The sequence below is a fragment of the Candidatus Acetatifactor stercoripullorum genome (assembly GCF_944382095.1).
Taxonomy (GTDB): Bacteria; Bacillota; Clostridia; order Lachnospirales; family Lachnospiraceae; genus Acetatifactor; species Acetatifactor stercoripullorum.
In genome coordinates this window covers 23,027-41,605 of sequence record NZ_CALWMU010000019.1, presented here as the reverse complement: position 1 = coordinate 41,605, position 18,579 = coordinate 23,027, and the positions used below count along the sequence as shown (strand labels likewise).

Annotated in this window: 18 protein-coding genes and 1 riboswitch; of the genes, 11 read left to right on the top strand and 7 right to left on the bottom strand. The window is 49.3% G+C overall.

Features of this window, described 5'->3' with window-relative positions:
- Window positions 1-2 precede the first annotated feature (2 nt).
- The 3 genes from SHK35_RS07445 (at window position 3) to recN (ending at window position 3,320) form a co-directional block, all read left to right on the top strand.
- Window positions 3-869, top strand: a complete 867-nt coding sequence (locus SHK35_RS07445; RefSeq protein ID WP_318709273.1) for an NAD(+)/NADH kinase — start codon at window positions 3-5, stop codon at window positions 867-869.
- A gap of 19 nt (window positions 870-888) precedes the next feature.
- Window positions 889-1,341 carry an arginine repressor gene (gene argR / locus SHK35_RS07440; RefSeq protein WP_318709271.1) on the top strand — a complete coding sequence of 151 codons (453 nt, stop codon included), beginning with the start codon at window positions 889-891 and terminating at the stop codon, window positions 1,339-1,341.
- 299 nt (window positions 1,342-1,640) lie between these two features.
- On the top strand, window positions 1,641-3,320 hold the full coding sequence (gene recN / locus SHK35_RS07435) for a DNA repair protein RecN (protein WP_318704458.1): 1,680 nt from the start codon (window positions 1,641-1,643) through the stop codon (window positions 3,318-3,320).
- Here the strand turns inward: recN and SHK35_RS07430 are convergent.
- Window positions 3,317-4,669, bottom strand: a complete 1,353-nt coding sequence (locus tag SHK35_RS07430) for an esterase/lipase family protein (RefSeq protein WP_318704459.1) — start codon at window positions 4,667-4,669, stop codon at window positions 3,317-3,319. The two genes, recN and SHK35_RS07430, sit on opposite strands and share 4 nt — an antisense overlap.
- A 194-nt stretch (window positions 4,670-4,863) precedes the next feature.
- Here SHK35_RS07430 and spoIVB point away from each other — a divergent pair, with 194 nt between their 5' ends.
- Window positions 4,864-6,222: a SpoIVB peptidase gene (gene spoIVB, locus SHK35_RS07425; protein WP_318704460.1), complete on the top strand. Its 1,359-nt coding sequence runs from the start codon at window positions 4,864-4,866 to the stop codon at window positions 6,220-6,222.
- Window positions 6,223-6,302: 80 nt separating this feature from the next.
- Here spoIVB and SHK35_RS07420 read toward each other — a convergent pair whose 3' ends face one another.
- Together SHK35_RS07420 and SHK35_RS07415 are read right to left on the bottom strand one after the other, a co-directional pair.
- Complete coding sequence (locus SHK35_RS07420) at window positions 6,303-6,581, bottom strand: type II toxin-antitoxin system YafQ family toxin (RefSeq protein ID WP_318704461.1); 279 nt, start codon at window positions 6,579-6,581, stop codon at window positions 6,303-6,305.
- Entirely contained in the window at window positions 6,582-6,854 is a 273-nt protein-coding gene (locus SHK35_RS07415; protein WP_318704462.1) for a type II toxin-antitoxin system RelB/DinJ family antitoxin, read from the bottom strand.
- Between the two features lie 338 nt (window positions 6,855-7,192).
- Between SHK35_RS07415 and SHK35_RS07410 the strand changes: the two genes are divergently transcribed.
- Window positions 7,193-7,402, top strand: a complete 210-nt coding sequence (locus tag SHK35_RS07410; RefSeq protein ID WP_318704463.1) for an aspartate dehydrogenase — start codon at window positions 7,193-7,195, stop codon at window positions 7,400-7,402.
- 116 nt (window positions 7,403-7,518) lie between these two features.
- Here the strand turns inward: SHK35_RS07410 and SHK35_RS07405 are convergent, their stop codons facing one another.
- Together SHK35_RS07405 and typA are read right to left on the bottom strand one after the other, a co-directional pair.
- Entirely contained in the window at window positions 7,519-8,796 is a 1,278-nt protein-coding gene (locus SHK35_RS07405) for a Y-family DNA polymerase (protein WP_442867432.1), read from the bottom strand.
- A gap of 88 nt (window positions 8,797-8,884) precedes the next feature.
- Window positions 8,885-10,720, bottom strand: a complete 1,836-nt coding sequence (gene typA, locus SHK35_RS07400) for a translational GTPase TypA (RefSeq protein WP_318704465.1) — start codon at window positions 10,718-10,720, stop codon at window positions 8,885-8,887.
- A gap of 351 nt (window positions 10,721-11,071) precedes the next feature.
- Between typA and SHK35_RS07395 the strand changes: the two genes are divergently transcribed.
- From SHK35_RS07395 to SHK35_RS07375, 5 genes are all read left to right on the top strand, one after another.
- On the top strand, window positions 11,072-11,707 hold the full coding sequence (locus tag SHK35_RS07395) for a single-stranded DNA-binding protein (RefSeq protein ID WP_318704466.1): 636 nt from the start codon (window positions 11,072-11,074) through the stop codon (window positions 11,705-11,707).
- 96 nt (window positions 11,708-11,803) lie between these two features.
- Window positions 11,804-12,301 carry a cob(I)yrinic acid a,c-diamide adenosyltransferase gene (locus SHK35_RS07390; RefSeq protein ID WP_318709267.1) on the top strand — a complete coding sequence of 166 codons (498 nt, stop codon included), beginning with the start codon at window positions 11,804-11,806 and terminating at the stop codon, window positions 12,299-12,301.
- Between the two features lie 75 nt (window positions 12,302-12,376).
- Window positions 12,377-12,560, top strand: a riboswitch (Lysine riboswitch).
- Window positions 12,561-12,677: 117 nt separating this feature from the next.
- Window positions 12,678-13,562, top strand: coding sequence for a 4-hydroxy-tetrahydrodipicolinate synthase (gene dapA, locus SHK35_RS07385; protein WP_318709265.1), 885 nt, complete (start codon window positions 12,678-12,680; stop codon window positions 13,560-13,562).
- Window positions 13,563-13,694: 132 nt separating this feature from the next.
- A complete protein-coding gene (gene dapB / locus SHK35_RS07380; RefSeq protein ID WP_318704469.1) occupies window positions 13,695-14,462 on the top strand; it encodes a 4-hydroxy-tetrahydrodipicolinate reductase in 768 nt (255 codons plus the stop codon).
- Between the two features lie 31 nt (window positions 14,463-14,493).
- The gene (locus SHK35_RS07375; RefSeq protein ID WP_318704470.1) at window positions 14,494-16,446 is read left to right on the top strand and encodes a fructose-1,6-bisphosphatase; all 1,953 of its coding nucleotides are present in this window, start codon (window positions 14,494-14,496) and stop codon (window positions 16,444-16,446) included.
- A gap of 30 nt (window positions 16,447-16,476) precedes the next feature.
- Here the strand turns inward: SHK35_RS07375 and SHK35_RS07370 are convergent, their stop codons facing one another.
- Window positions 16,477-16,950, bottom strand: coding sequence for a GNAT family N-acetyltransferase (locus tag SHK35_RS07370; protein WP_318709264.1), 474 nt, complete (start codon window positions 16,948-16,950; stop codon window positions 16,477-16,479).
- 155 nt (window positions 16,951-17,105) lie between these two features.
- Entirely contained in the window at window positions 17,106-17,513 is a 408-nt protein-coding gene (locus tag SHK35_RS07365) for a hypothetical protein (protein WP_318709263.1), read from the bottom strand.
- Window positions 17,514-17,673: 160 nt separating this feature from the next.
- On the opposite strand from SHK35_RS07365, the gene hisA reads away from it, so the two are divergent.
- Window positions 17,674-18,450: a phosphoribosylformimino-5-aminoimidazole carboxamide ribotide isomerase gene (gene hisA, locus SHK35_RS07360; protein WP_318709262.1), complete on the top strand. Its 777-nt coding sequence runs from the start codon at window positions 17,674-17,676 to the stop codon at window positions 18,448-18,450.
- Window positions 18,451-18,579: the final 129 nt, after the last annotated feature.

Genomic DNA, 18,579 nt, shown 5'->3' with positions numbered 1-18,579 from the left:
ATATGAAGCATTTTCTGATTTACACCAATAGACACAAGGACAAAAATCTGGCGGCCACGGAGCGCATCCGGTCCTATCTTCAGCAGAAGGGCCAGAGGGTTACTGCGCTGATACGGGAGCCGGAATATAAAAACCGTTATGAAAAGGATTGTGAGGAAGCGCCGGACATTCCGCCGGGAGTGGACTGCATGATCGTGCTGGGAGGAGACGGCACCGTGCTGCAGGCGGCCCGAGAGACCAAAAAGCTGCTCATCCCTATTATCGGCGTAAATCTGGGGACTCTGGGCTACATGACGGAAATTGAGCCTGGAAATCTGGAGGAGGCCTTAGAGAGGCTTATCCGGGGGGATTATGAGCAGGAAAGCCGTATGATGTTAAACGGCAAGGTCTGCTTTCAGGACAAAAGAGAGGACGAGGGCTGGGCGTTAAATGACATTGTCATATCCAGAAGCGGCTCCCTGCAGATCATAAAATTCAACATTTATGTAAACGGCCAGTTTTTGAACAATTATAACGCGGACGGCATGATTGTGACCACGCCCACAGGCTCCACGGGCTATAATCTCTCTGCCGGGGGGCCCTTAGTAGAGCCCAGGGCAAAGCTGATTATGCTGACGCCTATCTGTCCCCATACTTTGAACCAGAGAAGTATTATCCTGTCCCCGGATGATGTGATTGAGATTGAGATACCAAAGGGAAGAGACGGGCGTATGCAGACAGTGGAGGCAAACTTTGACGGAAGCCATGTGATACCGCTGTGCACGGGGGATCATATCCGCATTGTAAAATCCGAGAAGATAACAGAGTTTATTCAGTTAAATCAGGTGAGCTTTCTTGAGGTGTTACATAAAAAAATGAGCGAAAACTAGGATAGGAGGGGCCGGACAAATGAAGAAAATTCGTCACCGAAAAATTATAGAGCTGATTGAAAAACACGATATTGAGACTCAGGAGGAGCTTGCGGGCTATTTAAAGGAGGCGGGCTTTTCCGTGACACAGGCCACTGTTTCCAGGGATATCAGAGAATTGAAGCTGTCTAAGGTTCCCTCCGGGAACGGGAAGCAGAAATATGTGGTTTTAAAGCAGGAGGACAGTCATCTTGGAGATAAGTATATCAGAGTGCTCAAGGACGGCTTTGTGTCCATGGACATGGCCCAGAATATTCTTGTGGTAAAGACCGTATCAGGCATGGCAATGGCGGTGGCTGCAGCGGTTGACGCCATGAAATTCCCTGAGATTGTGGGGTGCATCGCGGGGGACGACACCATAATGGTGGCTGTGCGCACGGTGGAGGAGACCAGAGCACTGATGGACAAAATACATGCTATGATAGATAGGTAAAATGATGCTGGGGGGTAAAAGGGGGTTCGACCATAAGTGGTTGGAAGCGTTTGCTCTTTGCAGGAGTCTTAGCTGTTCTTGGTGTTGGCAAATTTGCGTTGTGAGAAAAAAATCCGCATGTTTGAGCGAAGCGAGTTCGGATTTTTTTGAACGAAATTAGCAAATTTGCCAATTCCTAGTGCAGCTTGACTCCAAAGTCGCAAACGATTCCAGCTATTTATGGTCGAAATCCTCTTTGCCCCAGCATCATAAACAGGGTGTTATGTATCATCGGAGAAGGTACATAAGGAGAGATTAGTATGCTGCAGAGTTTACACGTGAAAAATCTTGCGCTGATGGAGGAAACGGAAGTGGAATTCGGCCGGGGCCTGAATATCCTGACGGGAGAGACCGGCGCGGGAAAATCCCTTTTGATGGGTTCTGTAAATTTGGCCCTGGGAGGCAAGTTTGAGAAGGAAATGCTCAGGAAGGGTGCCCAGAGCGCTCTGGTGGAGCTTATTTTTTCCGGGGATGAAAGGGTGCAGGAGAAACTGCGGGAAATGGATTTGGAGCCTTCGGAGGATGGGAGCGTGGTGATCAGCCGCAGGATGCAGGTGGGAAAAAGCGTCTGCAGGATCAACGGGGAAACGGTGACGGCCAGGCAGGTCAAGGAGCTTGCAGAGCTTTTGATCGACATTCACGGACAGCATGAGCATCAGTCACTGCTGAACAAAAAAAAGCATATGGAAATTCTGGATGCCTTCTGCGGAGCGGAATTTGATGCTCTGGCAAAAGAGACGAAAGAAGCCTACAGCCTGTGTCATACGCTGCAAAAAAGGCTGGATGAGGAATCCATGGACGAGGAGACCAGAAGGAGGGAGCAGACCCTTGCGGAATTTGAGCTTAAGGAGATAGAGGAGGCAAGGCTGGTTCCCGGCGAGGACGAAGCTTTGGAGCAGGAGTACCGCCGCATGATAAACAGTAAAAAGATTGCGGAAAATCTTGCGGAAAGCTATCAGTATACCTGCAATGAGTCCGAGAGCGGGGCGGGCAGCAGCTTAAGCCGGGCTCTCCGGGCTTTAAGGAGCGTATCCTCCTATGATCCCAGGCTGGAGGAGCTGGAGCGGCAGCTGGAGGAGATTGACAGTCTTTTGGCGGATTATAACCGGGATGTATCGGAGTATATAGATGACAGTGAATTTGATCAGGAGGATTTCCAGAGGACGGAGGAGAGGTTAAATACTTTAAACCGTTTAAAGGGAAAATATGGCGCTTCCATAGAGGAGGTGCTTTCCTATGGGGACTCCAGAAAAGAGCTTTTGGAAAAGCTCTCTGATTATGACGCATATAAGGCGCAGCTTGAAAAAGAGCTTGCACAGGCCCGGGAAGTTTTGCAAAAGGCCTGCGGGCGGCTGACAAAGCTTCGCAAAAAAAATGCCCTTCTTCTGCAGGAGCAGTTAAGGGAGGCTTTGGTAAACCTGAATTTTTTGACGGTTCAGTTTGAGATATTGGTGGAGTCTGCAAAGCAGCTTACTCCACAGGGAGGGGACGAGGTGTCCTTTTTGATCTCCACAAACCCGGGAGAGAGCCTGAAGCCCTTAAATCAGGTGGCAAGCGGGGGTGAGCTGTCCCGGATTATGCTGGCCATAAAAACGGTGCTGGCGGGAAAGGATGACATTGATACCCTGATCTTTGACGAGATTGACGCGGGCATCAGCGGAAAGACCGCATGGAGGGTTTCGGAGCAGTTAGACACTGTAGCCCACGGACATCAGGTGATCTGCATCACCCACCTTCCCCAGATTGCGGCCATGGCGGATACTCATTTTGTGATTGAGAAAAGCAGCGTGGAGGACAATACCATTACGGACATCCGCAAATTGGACGAGGAGGAAGGGCTTTCAGAGCTTGCCAGGCTTTTAGGGGGAGATACGCTGACCGAAGCGGCGCTCTCCAATGCAAGGGAAATGCGGGCCCAGGCCCTTGCCCACAAAAATTAAAAGCCTTTCTGCTTTAGTGCGCTTACAAGCTGCACATAAAATTCCCGTACGTCGAATTCCGGGAGATTTTCCCGGTTGAGGTCAATCATGTCTCCGTGGGAAATGCCGCGGGTTCCCTTTACGGTCAGACATTGGTAGGACTGGCCCCATACGAAGGATTTTTCGCTGACAAGTCCATCGTTGCTTCCCTCGAAATAGCGGCAGAGGTGATAGGTGAAGTTTAGAGGGAACCGCCCGCCTCGGGCCACATTCAGCTTAGAGCCCACACTTTGGTAGAAAACGCCTGGAGCATCAGGCGTTTTTTGATTGAAATCGGCACAAAAGGCGCTGGTGAGATTATTTACAGCGGCCAGAAAATCCGGTCTGGGATCACCCAGCTTTTTTAAAGCTGCATTGTAGGCTGCCGCCACCATGTTTTTTTGCTTTTCCGGAATCTTTCCAAGGAGATAATCTGCGAATTCACAGCCTCTGTGAGGGGTGTTTATGGTGGTCAGAGAGGCCACCAGGGAGGCGATGCCGGGCAGCGTAAGGGCCTGCCTGCAGTCTAAGCCGCCCTTGGAATGGGCGATGAGATTCACCTTTTCACAGCCAGTCTGCGATACGATCTCCAAAATCCTGTCCGCAATTTCTCTGCCGCTGTCTGCTACGGAGGCTGCAGACTGATGCTGTCCATAGAAAATCACTGCGCCGTTTTCCTGAAGTTCCTTCGGAATACGTCCCCAATAGTTTAAGTAGCGGAAATCCCGGAAAAACACTCCATGCACCATCAAAATAGGATATTTGGTGGCACAGACGGCCTTTTCTTTCCGCCCTCTGTTGCACAGTATTTTTTTGTTTTCAAAATCAGCCTCTCTGGAGGCTGCGTCGATGATAAAGCCCAGTACGACAAGATTGACAATGGGAATCAGTCCGCAGATAAGGCCGATGACCCGGAGGCGGATGCCGAGCTGTGTGGAGGACAGATATACCTCGATCATGCCAACCCAGAAAATCAGCGCCTCGGCCAAAACAGCCACAAGAGAGTTGATAAGCCACGACCTTGGAGCCTCCCAGATGGGGGGAAGGGGGAGCCTTCCCAGTGCGCCTGTCACAAAAAACACAATAGAAAGCACTGTGGAGGTGAGAAAGAGAATCAAAAGCTCGCTTCCCTTTGCGCAGAACCGCAGCCTGCGGGTCTTTGGCAGATTCTGATAAAAAACAGGGAATACAAGGATAAAAACAAATAAAAAGGGCACAGCCTTCATAAAGGGAGAAGAAATAAGCTCTGAAAGAAGATACAGATTGGCTCCGGCAAAGAGAACCAATGTGTACAAAAAGCGGATGCTGTTTGTATATAAAAATTTTTTCATAGGTACCTCATTTCTGCGCTTTTTTTCAATCAATGCACCTTTACTTTGCCTTCACAGACTGATTTATTATAACATGTCTTTTTGCCACATCCAATATTTTCAAAAAAATACCCCTTTCTTTTGTAAGTAAAATTTTAAAACAATCACATAATATGTTTGAATACGTGCAAACAGCAGATGGGAGTATACGATAAATGAAATTTTGGGTCAGTGAAAGCGAAAGAGTCAAAAAAGGGGCGGGAGAGGATATGGTTGTGCTGCTGCAGGACTGGAAACGCAAGATAAGGCGTTACCGCATCTACAGGCGATGCCTGTGCGCGGCATTGACACTTAGCTGTATGGCTCTTTTCGGGCTTTGCTATTATTACGTGGACAGCAGTATTCCCTCTGTTCTGCATATCAGGGCCGGACAGGAGGAAACCTTAGACCTTGGCATTCCGGCCAAGGGGGATATCGTAAGCGTCAGCGGCCAGGGGGAGAGCAATATTCCCCAGGGTGCGGTGACCATAGACCTGAATCAATCCGTCACTGTAAAGACGGGAGGCATACAAGAATATTTGATGCAGGTGAAGCTCTTTGGCTTTCTGCCCTTTAAGCAGGTGGGCATACAGGTCATAGAGGCACAGGAGCTGATTCCGGTGGGGGTTCCCATCGGGATTTACGTAAAGACAGACGGGATTTTGGTGGTGGGCGCCGGAGAATTTGTGGGCGAGGACGGTGTAAATTATTCCCCATGCAAATATATTTTGAAATCCGGTGATTATATTCAAAAGGTAAATGGGGAGACGGTGACGGAAAAGGATGATTTTATCAAGCGTATTGAGGACAGTGGGGGAAAAGAGGTGATTCTTGCCGTGGAGAGAGACGGGGAGGTCATGGAGGTAAAGGTAAAGCCGGTGCGCAGCCAGAGCGGAGATTATAAGATTGGGGTCTGGGTGCGGGACAATGCCCAGGGAGTGGGCACCATGACTTACATTGACAGTCAGGGAAATTTCGGCGCGCTGGGACATGGCATCAATGACGTTGACACCAGCACGCTGATGGACATGGACGACGGCACTCTCTACCAGACGGAAATTGTGTCCATACGAAAGGGGACCAATGGAAATCCGGGGGAAATGACCGGAATGATCGTCTATGCCGATGACAGAGTGCTGGGGGACATCACTTCAAACAGCAAGCAGGGAATTTTCGGGAACTGCAATGAACGGGCCCTTGCACTTGCGTCCCAGGAGCCCCTGCCCATTGGATTAAAGCAGGAAATTGAAGAGGGCTATGCCCAGATTCTCTGTACGGTGGACGGCACCACCAGATATTATGACATTGAAATTACGGCGGTTCATTTAGACCACGACAACATCAATCGGGGAATTGAGCTAAAGGTCACTGATCCTGAATTGATCCAGATCACCGGAGGCATTGTACAGGGCATGAGCGGTGCGCCTATTATCCAGAATGGGAAGTTTATCGGAGCAGTGACCCATGTGCTGGTACAGGACAGCACCAGAGGCTATGGTATTTTTATAGAGAATATGTTGGAAGCAGCAGAATAATCAAAGATTCATATACAGCGTGGCGATAGATGGCGTACAAACAAGACGGAACATCCTTAGTTGGATATCCCGCCTTATTGTTAAAGCTTAAAAATATCAGAATGTGTTCCGGTATCCACAAGCGTAAGCGTCAGGATGTCATTTTCAATCAGATAGACCAAAAGCCAATCCGGTTTGATATGACATTCCCGGAAACCTTTAAATTTGCCGCTTAATTCGTGATCTCGGTATTTGGCATCGAGTTGTTTGCCCTGACGAAGCGTGTCAACAACATCATCCAAAAGCGAAAGATCCAGGCCGCGTTTCTTCATGAGCTTGTAGCTCTTTTTATAAGCGGTGGTAAATTTTACTGTATACACTTATTCTTCAAGCGCCTTCCGAAGTTCATCCATACTGGTATATCCCTTGACGTCAGGATCACGGGAAATGCGTCTGGCCTCATCCATCGCATCAAGTGTGCGCTGATTGTAGCGTGGTATTTCAACACTGAAAGGGAGACCGCCTCTTAAGACACACTGATGGAGGAACAGATTCACTGCGCCGGACATGTCAAGGCCAAGTTCATTAAATAAATCTGTAGCCTGTTTTTTGATATCTGCATCAATTCTGATTTGTGTAGGTGCTGTAGCCATATAATCACCGCCTTTCAATTATATTATATATATTTTGATTTACAATGTCAATCAAAACGCAAATCAAAAGCAGAAAAGTATGAATTTATGGTAAATAGTAAAAGGAGAATCCCGTTTGTAATCCAAAAGTCCCGTTTTGTAAGCGAGATTCCCGGATTTTCATTCGCAGATTGCTATGTTATAATACATTCAGCGATAAATTTGCATGCAGAACAAGCCACAGTCTAAGATTGCAGAAGAAATCGGGACTTCTGCTCCGTATGTGACCTGAATTGTAAACAGCGGTGACAAAGTGCTGAATAATTTAGATAAGTATCATAGCAAAGGAGGATAAGTTTATGTTTGGTAAAAAGAAAAGCCTGCCATCCTATGACGCCCAGACACAGAAGCCTGTGATCAAATGCAGTATCTGTACGGGAGAACAGGTTGCAGGCTTTCGGGATATCCGCACCGGAAAATTCCAGGAGGTCATGCTGATCAAAGACCAGAAGGATTTAAAGGAGTTTCAGGAGCGGTACGGTCTAAAGGAGGTCTCCAGGGAATATTGATGTTTTCCTCTTGTGCCTGCCGCTCCTTTTCCGCAAGGGCTTCCGGCAGACCCTTTAGCGCGGCAAAAGGAAGGAATTGCTTGGCTCTTTCTGAAAGAGGCATTTTGCTTTTGGGTTTATTGGCCACTTTTGTGTCCTCCGATCTGCAGATTGCGTTCTCTTGTGGTGGCTGCCTCCATAAGATCCATTCCCCGCAGCAGGGCGTTTGGACCAAAGCGCCGTCTGATGTCCCAAACAGCCTGCTGCAGTCTGCGGTCTCTGTCCTGCTCCCTGGGAGAGGTAAACAGCTCATACTGCCGGAAGGTCTCCCGGGAAACACTGCCGAAGGAGAGGCTGAGCTTTCGGATGGGGGCGTTTTTATCTGTAATCCGCTCATAACAGCGTAGCGCGTGGGGCAGTATGCAGCGGTAGGAATTGGCGGAAACGGGGAGAGGGACGGCAGCTGTGGAGGGCTTTGGTCCCCAGTGCCAGGAATAGTCCACCGTAAGGGACAAAGACCCGGCGCAGAGCCCCTGTGCTGCCAGCTCAAGACACAGGCTGTCCACCATTTCCTTTAAAATCAGCATCCCCTCCTCATAGGTGTAGTTTCGGGGAAGCATTTGGCTGCTGCTTAGAGAGCGGCTTTTGGGAAGATAGTTTTTTATGTGGGTAATGGTCACGGGCTCCCGTCCGAAGGCGTGGTCGATCAAAAGCTCCGCATCCCGTCCGAAGGCGTGGTATAGAGGGGCCTCCTGGGACTTTGCGATATCCTCCATGGTGAAAAGCCCTATTTGGTTCAGCCTTGCCTCCATACCCTTTCCAATCCGCCAGAAGTCTGAAAGGGGCCGGTGGCGCCAGAGGCTTTTTTGGTAGCTCTCCTCATCCAGGCTGGCCAGGTTCTCTGGGGAATGCTTGGCCAGAAGGTCCAGTGCGGTTTTGGCCAGATAGAGGTTTGTGCCGATGCCTGCGGCGGAGGGAATGCCGGTGTGCCTAAGGATATCCTGCATGATTTGGCGTGCCAGGTCCTCGGGAGAGGCTTGATAGAGGGAAAGATAATCTGTAATGTCCAAAAAGGCCTCGTCCACGGAGTATACATGAATGTCCTCTTTGGCGATATATTTTAGATAGAGACCGTAAATTTCTGCGGAATAATCAATGTAGCGCTTCATTCTGGGGACTGCTGTAACATACGGGATGTGGGAGGGAATCTGAAATACCCGGCAGCGGTTTTTGACTCCCAGCCCTTTTAAGGCACAGGACACTGCAAGACAAATGGTTCCCCGGCCACGCTCTGGGTCCGCCACCACAAGAAGCGCGGAGAGAGGGTCCAGCCCCCGTTCCACACATTCTACGGAAGCATAAAAGGATTTGAAATCGATACATAAATAGACGCGTTTTTTTACCAAAAAAATCACCTGCCATTCCAGTCAAACATACGTTCCTTTTATAGTATAGCATTAAAACGTATGTTCTGGACTGGAAATTACAGGGATCTTTAAGTGTTTATTTTTTGCTCATGGCCGCCCGTTTTCTAAGGGTGGGATCCAGGATTTTTTTGCGGATGCGCAGGCTTTCGGGGGTTACCTCCAAAAGCTCATCCGTATCGATAAAATCAAGGGCCTGCTCCAGGGACAAAATTTTAGGGGGCGTCAGGCGCAAGGCTTCGTCTGCACTGGAGGAGCGGGTATTGGTCAGCTGCTTTTTCTTACATACATTCAGCTCGATGTCCTCACTGCGGCCGGTCTGTCCCACTACCATGCCTGCGTAAACCTTTTCGCCCGGTCCGATAAAGAGGGTACCCCGCTCCTGGGCGTTGTAAAGACCGTAGGTGATGGCCTCCCCGGCCTCGAAAGCGATCAGAGACCCTAACTTGCGGTACTGGATATCTCCTTTGTAGGGGCCGTAGCCGTCAAAAACAGTGTTTAAAATACCATTTCCCTTGGTATCGGTCATAAACTCGCCCCGATAGCCGATGAGTCCTCTGGCGGGAATGGAAAACTCCAGGCGGGTATAGGAACTTCCGGAGAGCGTACCCATATTGCGGAGCTCACCCTTTCGCTGTCCCAGCTTTTCAATGACGGCGCCGGAGTATTCATTGGGTACGTCAATGTAGGCAAGCTCCATAGGCTCCAAAAGCTTTCCGTTTTCGTCCTTGTGGTAGAGAACCTCCGCCTTGCTGACGGCAAATTCAAAGCCCTCCCGCCGCATATTTTCGATGAGGACGGAGAGATGAAGCTCGCCCCTGCCGGATACCTTAAAGCAGTCGGGAGAGTCCGTCTCCTCCACACGCAGAGATACGTCCGTATTCAGCTCCCGGAACAGCCTGTCCCGCAGATGGCGGCTGGTAACATACTTTCCTTCCTTGCCGGCCAGTGGAGAATCGTTTACCATAAACTGCATGGCGATGGTGGGCTCGCTGATTTTCTGGAAGGGAATGGGCGCGATATTTTCCGGAGAGCAGAGGGTATCTCCGATGTGGATGTCGGCGATGCCGGAGATTGCCACAATGGAACCGATGGAAGCCTCCTTTACCTCAGCCTTGTTAAGTCCGTCAAATTCATAGAGCTTGCTGACCTTTACCTTGATCTGCTTGTCAGGCTCATGATGGTTGCAGATCACCACATCCTGATTGACCCGTATGGTGCCGTTGTCCACCTTGCCCACGCCGATGCGGCCTACATATTCATTATAGTCGATGGTGCTGATGAGCACCTGGGTGCCGGCGTCGGGATCCCCTTCGGGGGCAGGAATATAGTTTAAAATGGTTTCAAACAGCGGCTCCATGCTGGTGCCGGGCTTTTCCGGCTCCATGGAGGCCACTCCGGCCTTGGCCGAGGCATAGACAAAGGGGCAGTCCAGCTGGGAATCGTCGGCATCGAGCTCCAAAAACAGCTCCAGCACCTCGTCCACCACCTCCTCCGGCCTTGCCTCCGGGCGGTCAATCTTGTTGATGCACACAATCACAGGAAGCTTCAGCTCCAAAGCCTTTCTCAATACAAATTTTGTCTGAGGCATGGCTCCCTCAAAGGCGTCTACTACCAGAATAACGCCGTTTACCATCTTCAGAACCCGTTCCACCTCGCCGCCGAAATCGGCATGGCCGGGAGTGTCAATGATATTGATTTTGGTGCCCTTGTACATAACGGCTGTATTTTTGGAAAGAATAGTGATGCCCCGTTCCCGCTCCAGGTCATTGGAATCCATCACGCGCTCGGCGATCTCCTGACCGGCCCTGAATACGCCGCTTTGCTTTAAAAGCTCGTCCACCAGGGTGGTTTTTCCGTGGTCTACATGGGCTATGATGGCAACGTTTCTAACATCTTCTCTTTTTTGTCTCATCTCAAACTCCGTTCCGGAACGCTTTCTGCGGATTCTTGTCGATATCTGTCGAACCTTACAGAAATGCCACAGTGTTTGTTCCCTATTGTCAACCAATTATTCTGTCGAATTTTCAAACTGTTACAGTATAGCACCAATTTTTGCCGGATGCAAGGAGAATAAGGGTTCATTTCGGGTTTTATTGGTTTTTCATATTTATTTTAATGAAAAATAAATCGGTTTTTCGCGTAGATTGGCGGATTGCGCGATATTTTAGGGTACTATTTTGAAATGAAATAGAGTATAAATAGTATTGCATTACAGGTTTTGTTACCGGAAAAATTCTTAAAGTGTAAGAAGGGAGAACTGAAAATGACAGATAAGGTAATGGAAAACAATCAGGTAACGGTTATGGGGGAAATTATCAGCCAGTTTACCTATAGCCATGAGATTTTCGGAGAAGGATTTTATATGGTGGATGTAAAATGCAAGCGTCTCAGTGAGAGCTATGATATCATACCGGTAATGGTTTCCGAACGGCTGCTGGACGTGACTGCTGACTATATAGGAATGCTGATCTGTGTCAACGGGCAATTTCGTTCCTACAACCGGCACGAGGAGAGAAAGAACAGACTGGTGCTTTCTGTGTTTGCGAGAGAGGTTTCTTTTGTGGATGAGCTGGAGGAGAGCTCTAAGAGCAATCAGATTTATCTGGACGGGTATATCTGTAAGGAGCCTGTTTATCGGAAAACACCTTTGGGACGGGAGATTGCGGATCTTTTGCTGGCAGTGAACCGCCCTTATGGAAAGTCGGACTACATACCCTGTATCTGCTGGGGAAGAAATGCCCGTTATGCCAACCACTTTAAGGTGGGAGAGCGGTGCGCCATCTGGGGCAGGATTCAGAGCCGTGAATATATGAAAAAGCTGGATGAGGAAAATGTGGAGAGAAGAGTTGCCTTTGAAGTGTCTGTGAGCAAGCTGGAGCTTTTGACGGAGGAAGCATAGGGATACTTTGGGAAGGAATGCGGCAGAAGTTGCCAACCCTGGAAAAATATGATATGATAAATATCATGTTTTCTGAAAAATACTGTGAGGTGCAAGATGGGTAAAGGATTGGTTCATATTTATGCCGGAGACGGACGGGGAAAATCACCTGCAGCAATCGGGAGAGCCGTTATGGCGGCGGTGGAGGGCAAAAGTGTTGTCATGATTCAATTCCTGAAGGGAAGGGGACTTGGCGATTCTGACTTTCTGCGCAGAATGGAGCCTGAGATCAAATTATTTCGGTTTGAGAAATCCGACGAAAACTTCGCAGAGCTTTCCGATGAAAAAAAGCGGGAAGAGATTATGAATATCAGAAACGGCATTAACTTTGCCAAGAAGGTATTGTCTACGGGAGAGTGTGAACTTTTGATATTGGACGAGGTATTGGGCCTTGTAGAGAAGGGGATCATCACGGTGGAGGACTTAAAGAACCTGCTGGAATGCAGGGGGGAGACCAGCGTAATCCTTACGGGTATTTCCTTAAACGACCAAATCTGTATGCTGGCCGATCAGGTTTCCAAGATAGAGACATTGAAATTTAAGGTGTGGGAATAGATGACGGCAGACTGCAGTCCTGCCGTCAGAAAACCGTTGACAGCAGATAGGGAAAATGATATGATACAAGAAAATAAGGAAGATAGAGGTTGCGTGTTTCAAGAGTATTTTTTCTGATGTGGCAGGCACAGCTGAAGAAGGAAGAAAGGGAAATGCGCCGAAAGAGGAGATTGCCTGCAAATCAAATCTTGGGCATACGGTTAAGAGCCGTATGACTGTCATCTGCTGTAAGGGCGGCAGATGGGGCGCTATCAAGTGGATATTCCATTGGTATATCATCCGCCAGCGCTTAACACGCTGGCGTTTCTGTTCACAGGGGTATCATTTTTGAATCATGGACCGATGCCGCAGAACGGCATAAGAATGGAGGATGTGTATGGCGGTTTTTAAAGGAGCAGGCGTGGCCATTGCGACGCCTATGAAGGAAAACGGGGAAGTGGATTACGGGCAGTTTGACAGGCTGCTGGAATTTCAGATTGAAAATGGAACGGATGCCATTATCGTGTGCGGCACCACAGGGGAGGCCTCTACGCTGACCCACGAGGAGCATCTGGATGTGATCGGACATTGTGTAAAGACAGTTGCAGGCAGGCTTCCTGTGATTGCAGGCACTGGCTCCAACTGTACGGAGACGGCGGTTTATCTCTCCACCGAGGCACAGAAGCTTGGTGCGGACGGCGTTCTGCTGGTGAGCCCTTATTATAACAAGGCCACACAGAACGGTCTGTATGCGCATTTTAAGACGGTGGCCCAGGCGGTGGATGTGCCGGTGATCCTTTACAATGTGCCCAGCCGTACGGGATGCAACATTCTGCCGGAGACGATTGTCAGGCTCTGCAGGGATGTGGAAAATATCGCAGGAGTCAAGGAAGCCAGCGGAAATATCAGCCAGATAGCACATCTTGCGGCCATTGCAGACGGCTGTGTGGACATTTATTCAGGAAATGACGACCAGATCGTACCCATTCTGGCTCTGGGAGGAATCGGCGTGATTTCTGTTTTGTCCAACATTGCGCCCAGGCAGACCCATGACATCTGCCAGAAATTTTTTGACGGGGACGTGGAGGGAAGCAGGAAAATGCAGCTGGAGGCCATGGAGCTGTGCAGCGCGCTGTTTTGTGAGGTAAATCCCATCCCGGTGAAGAAGGCGTTAAGCCTGATGGGTATGTGCTCCGGTGCCCTCCGGATGCCTTTGACACAGATGGAGGAGCCTAATGCACAGAGGCTTGAAAGGGCCATGAAGGCATACGGCATTTTATAAGTAAATGACAGCTGGGCTTTTGGCCTGGCTGTGTGGTCCCGCCTGTGAAATTTACGGGCGGGATTCTTCATAATAGCGGAAAGTCTGCTGTTTAAGGGCAGAAATAAGAAACAGGAAGGCATGGTAAGAAAAATGATAAGAATTATTATGAATGGATGCAACGGAAAAATGGGACAGGTAATCAGCGCTCTGGTGGAGGAGGATAAGGAGACCTGCATGGCGGCGGGAATCGATATCAGAGACAGCGGACGCAATCCCTATCCCGTGTATTCCGATCTGTGGGACTGCAATGTGGAGGCGGACTGCCTGATCGACTTTTCCACGGCTTCGGCGGTGGACAGTGTTTTAAAATACTGTGTGGAAAAAAAGCTTCCCTGTGTGCTGTGTACCACGGGACTGAGTGAAGAGCAGATTAAGGGGGTGGAGGAAGCATCTGCAAGAACCGCGATTTTGCGCTCCGCCAATATGTCTTTGGGAATCAATCTGCTGTTTAAGCTGTTAAAGACGGCCGCAAGGACACTGGCTGAGGCGGGCTTTGACATGGAGATCGTGGAAAAGCACCACAGGCTGAAGCTGGACGCTCCCAGCGGTACTGCCCTTGCCCTGGCGGACGCCATCAACGAAGAATTTGGCAACGAGTACGAATATGTATATGACAGAAGTCCAAGGCGCCAGAAGCGGCCTGACAAGGAGATCGGCATCAGCGCGGTCAGAGGGGGCACCATTGTGGGAGAGCACGATGTGATTTTTGCGGGAGAGGACGAGGTGATCACCTTTTCCCATCAGGCATTTTCCAAGGCTGTGTTTGGAAAGGGCGCGGTGGAGGCTGCAAAGTTTCTGGCAGGGAAAAGCGCCGGTCTCTATCAGATGAGCGATGTGATCGACGCCAGGGTGAAATAGGAGGATCAGGGAAAGGAATGGATTGGGGCAGATGGACGAAAAGGAATTGAAGGTGCTCAGGCTTTTATCGCACCAGTATAAAAATACGGCGGCGGCCGCCACGGAGATTATCAATCTGCAGTCGATTATGAATCTGCCGAAGGGGACGGAGCATTTCCTGACGGATATTCACGGGGAATATGAGCAGTTTAACCATGTGCTGAAAAACGGCTCCGGTTCCGTGCGCAGAAAAATTGACGAGGAGTTTGGAAACACCATCAGCAGCCGGGACAAAAAAAGCCTTGCCACCCTGATTTATTATCCGGAGGAGAAGCTTGAGATTGTACAGAAGGAGGAGGAAAATTTAGAGGATTGGTATAAAATTTCCCTTCATCGTCTGGTTCAGGTCATTAAGCGGGTTTCCTCCAAATACACCCGCTCCAAGGTCAGAAAGGCGCTGCCGAAGGATTTTGCCTATGTGATCGAGGAATTGATTACAGAAAAGGAGGAGGTTCAGGACAAGGAGGCCTACTACAACGAAATTCTTCACACGATTATACGCATTGGCCGGGCGCCCCAGTTTATCACAGCCTTAAGTCATCTGATCCAGCGTCTTGTCATCGATCATCTTCATATTGTAGGGGACATTTATGACAGGGGGCCCGGCCCCCACATTATCATGGATACCCTCTGTGAGTATCACTCCGTGGATGTGCAGTGGGGGAATCATGACATTGTGTGGATGGGAGCAGCCAGCGGTCATATGGCCTGCATTGCCAATGTGGTGAGGATGGCGGCCCGCTATGGAAATCTGGCAACCTTAGAGGACGGCTACGGCATCAATCTTCTGCCGCTTGCTGCCTTTTCGCTGGAGACCTATGGGGATACGGACTGCAGTATTTTTGCCATAAAATATAATACGGACTACAACACAAAGGATTTGAGCCTGGACACCAAAATGCACAAGGCCATAGCCTTGATACAGTTTAAGCTGGAGGGACAGCTGATCATGCGCCATCCGGAATTTCATATGGAGGAGCGGATGCTTCTGCACCGAATCGACTATGAGAAAAAAACAGTTACGGTAAACGGCAGAGAGTATGCTATGCTGGATACGGATCTGCCAACGGTGGACCCGGCCCATCCCTATGACCTGACCGAAGAGGAGGCAAAGGTCATGGTACGCTTACAGCAGGCCTTCATGAAGTGCGAAAAGCTGCAGAGACATGTGCGCTTTTTGTTTGCCAAGGGGGGCATGTACAAGATTTACAACGGAAATCTTCTCTATCACGGCTGCGTGCCCTTAAACCCGGACGGAAGTTTTATGAAGGTGGAAATCGGCGGAAAGGAGTACAGCGGAAAGGCGCTGTACGACATTTTGGAGTACTACGCAAGAAGGGGATATTACGCAAAGGAAGGAAACGAGAGAATCTCAAGCCAGGATATGTTCTGGTATATCTGGGCGGGGCCGGGCTCTCCTGTATTTGGAAAGGAGAAGATGGCTACCTTTGAACGTTATTTTGTGGCGGACAAGGAAGCCCATGAGGAGAAGAAGAACAGTTACTACAGCCTTTTAGAGCAGGAGGAGGTAATAAACCGCATTCTTGCAGAGTTTGGGCTTAAGACACAGGACGCCCATATCGTAAACGGCCATGTGCCGGTGGAGCAGATACACGGCGAGTCACCCATCAAATGCGGGGGCAAGCTTTTGATCATCGACGGGGGATTTTCCAAGGCATACCAGAAGAAAACAGGCATAGCCGGGTATACGCTGGTATGTAATTCCAGAGGAATGCGGCTTGTGGCCCACGAGCCCTTTGAGTCGGCGGAGGCTGCCATAAAGAAGGAGTCGGATATTTTTTCGGATTCTATTGTGGTGGAAAGCTTTCACACCCGGAAAATGGTGGCGGATACGGATACGGGAAGGGAGATAAAGGAGAGTATCTTTTATCTGGAGGAGCTTCTGGAAGCCTACAGAGAGGGCACGATCATAGAAGAGGCGTAAAGCAGGACTGTCTGGCTGCAGGCATGGAGGTCAGTTTAAAATGACCTCCATGCCTGTTTTTTGGGGCTTCAGCCCGCAGGATTCATAGAATTTCATGGCTCCCTGATTGCAGCTCCAGACGTTTAGGGTCACATTATAGCAGCCGCTTTCTTTGGCGTAATTCAGCACATAATCGTAAAGACTGCGTCCGATGTGGCGCCCGCGGAGGGTTTCATCCACACATAAATCGTCGATGTAGAGCGTTTTGATATCCGTGAGAATGTTGTTGTCCGGATATTGCTGAAAGACGCAGAAGGCGTAGCCAAGTACACGTCCGTTTTCGTCTGTGGCTACGAAAATGGGACGGCCATCGTCCGCAATCAGATCCTTTAACTGCTGATCCGTGTATTTTTTTGCACCGTATTTAAAAAGGTCCGGACGGCCCTTGTGATGTACCAGGCACACCTGCAGCAGCAGACGGTTGATATCTTCCATGTCTTTTTCCTGTGCTCTTCTGATTTCCATGTTGCTGTCCTCCTGTTATGCTCTTTCCTTATCATAGCATAAATTTCTGTTTCATAACACAAATTTTTAATTTCAGGAAAAACAGTCAAAAACAGCAGAAAAACAGGGAGAAGGCTGTCAAAGGGCCTTTTCCCTGTTCTGCGGGATTCCGTGGATTAAGGAGCGGCTGTGGTGGTGGAATTGGTATTGTTGTTGTCTCCATTGCCCACCAGATCGTTGGTGATATCGGAAACGCCGTCTGCCGCATCTTCAACCATATCGCCTACGGCATTTCCGGCATCGTCCAGCACAGAGCCGTTTCCGTTACCGGCGTTTGTCTCATTACCATCGTTTACCGCGTTATCCGTCCCGTTGGCAGTGCCTGCAGTATTGTTGTTCATGGTATTGTCGTCTGCGTCATTTGTATTTGTATCGGCAGCAGAACTGCCTGTTTCATTCTGAGTGCCGCTTCCGGCCAGGCTGCCGGAATTGTCACTGTTTTTGTTATTGTTGGTGCAGGCTGTGGCCATACACATGTAGGCAAGCACCAAGCCCAGTACAAGAAGCTTTTTTCCTTTTTTCATATTGTCCTCCATTTCAGTTTCTAACCAGTTGAATATGAGTCTGTGCAAAATGCGCTTTGGCTGGCTTGTGAATAGTATGTGTATCATACGAAAATATATACAAACAGTAGTCAACAAATTTTTTTTCGTGTAAAATGGAAACAAAAGGAGTGAAGGAAAAATGGAATTCAGACCCTGTATTGACATACATAACGGGCAGGTAAAGCAGATCGTTGGGGGAAGCTTAAGAGACGAGGGCGATCAGGCCCGGGAAAATTTTGTGTCCTCCCGGGATGCAGGCTATTTTGCACAGCTGTATCAAAAAGCCGGTATAAAGGGTGGACATGTGATTTTGCTAAACAGTGCGGACAGCCAATACTATGAGCAGACAAAAAAACAGGCGCTGCTGGCCCTTGGAGTATACCCCGGGGGGCTGCAGGCAGGCGGCGGCATTACCCCGCAAAATGCGGAGGAATTTTTAAAGGCGGGCGCCTCTGCTGTGATTGTAACCTCCTACGTTTTTCAAAACGGCGAAATCCGCTATGACAGACTAAAGGAGATGTGCTCAGCGGTGGGAAGGGAGCACCTTGTGCTGGACGTGAGCTGCCGTAAGACAAGAGAGGGGTATCTGGTGGTGACGGACCGCTGGCAGAAGCTTACTAAGGAAAAGCTGGAAACGGCCCTTCTTGAGCGGCTGGAAGAATACTGCAGTGAATTTTTGGTACATGCCGTGGACGTGGAGGGAAAATCAAAGGGCATTGAAAAAGAAGTGGTAACGCTTTTGGGAAAATATGAGGGGAGGCCTGTTACCTATGCGGGCGGCGTACACAGCTATGAGGATATTGGGCTGATCAAAAAGCTGGGGCAAAACCGGGTGAATGTGACGGCGGGCAGCGCCCTTGACCTTTTTGGGGGAGAGCTTTCGTGGAAGCAGGTGCTTGCCATGTGCAAGGAGTAAACAGCTGCTTCTGGCTCTTGATTTCTGTGTGGATGTGTGATAGGATGTCACTTGACTGACAAGACAGATAACTTTACAGAAAGCTATACAGAAAAAAGGAGCAAATATTATGGAAAAAGAAGTTTTGGA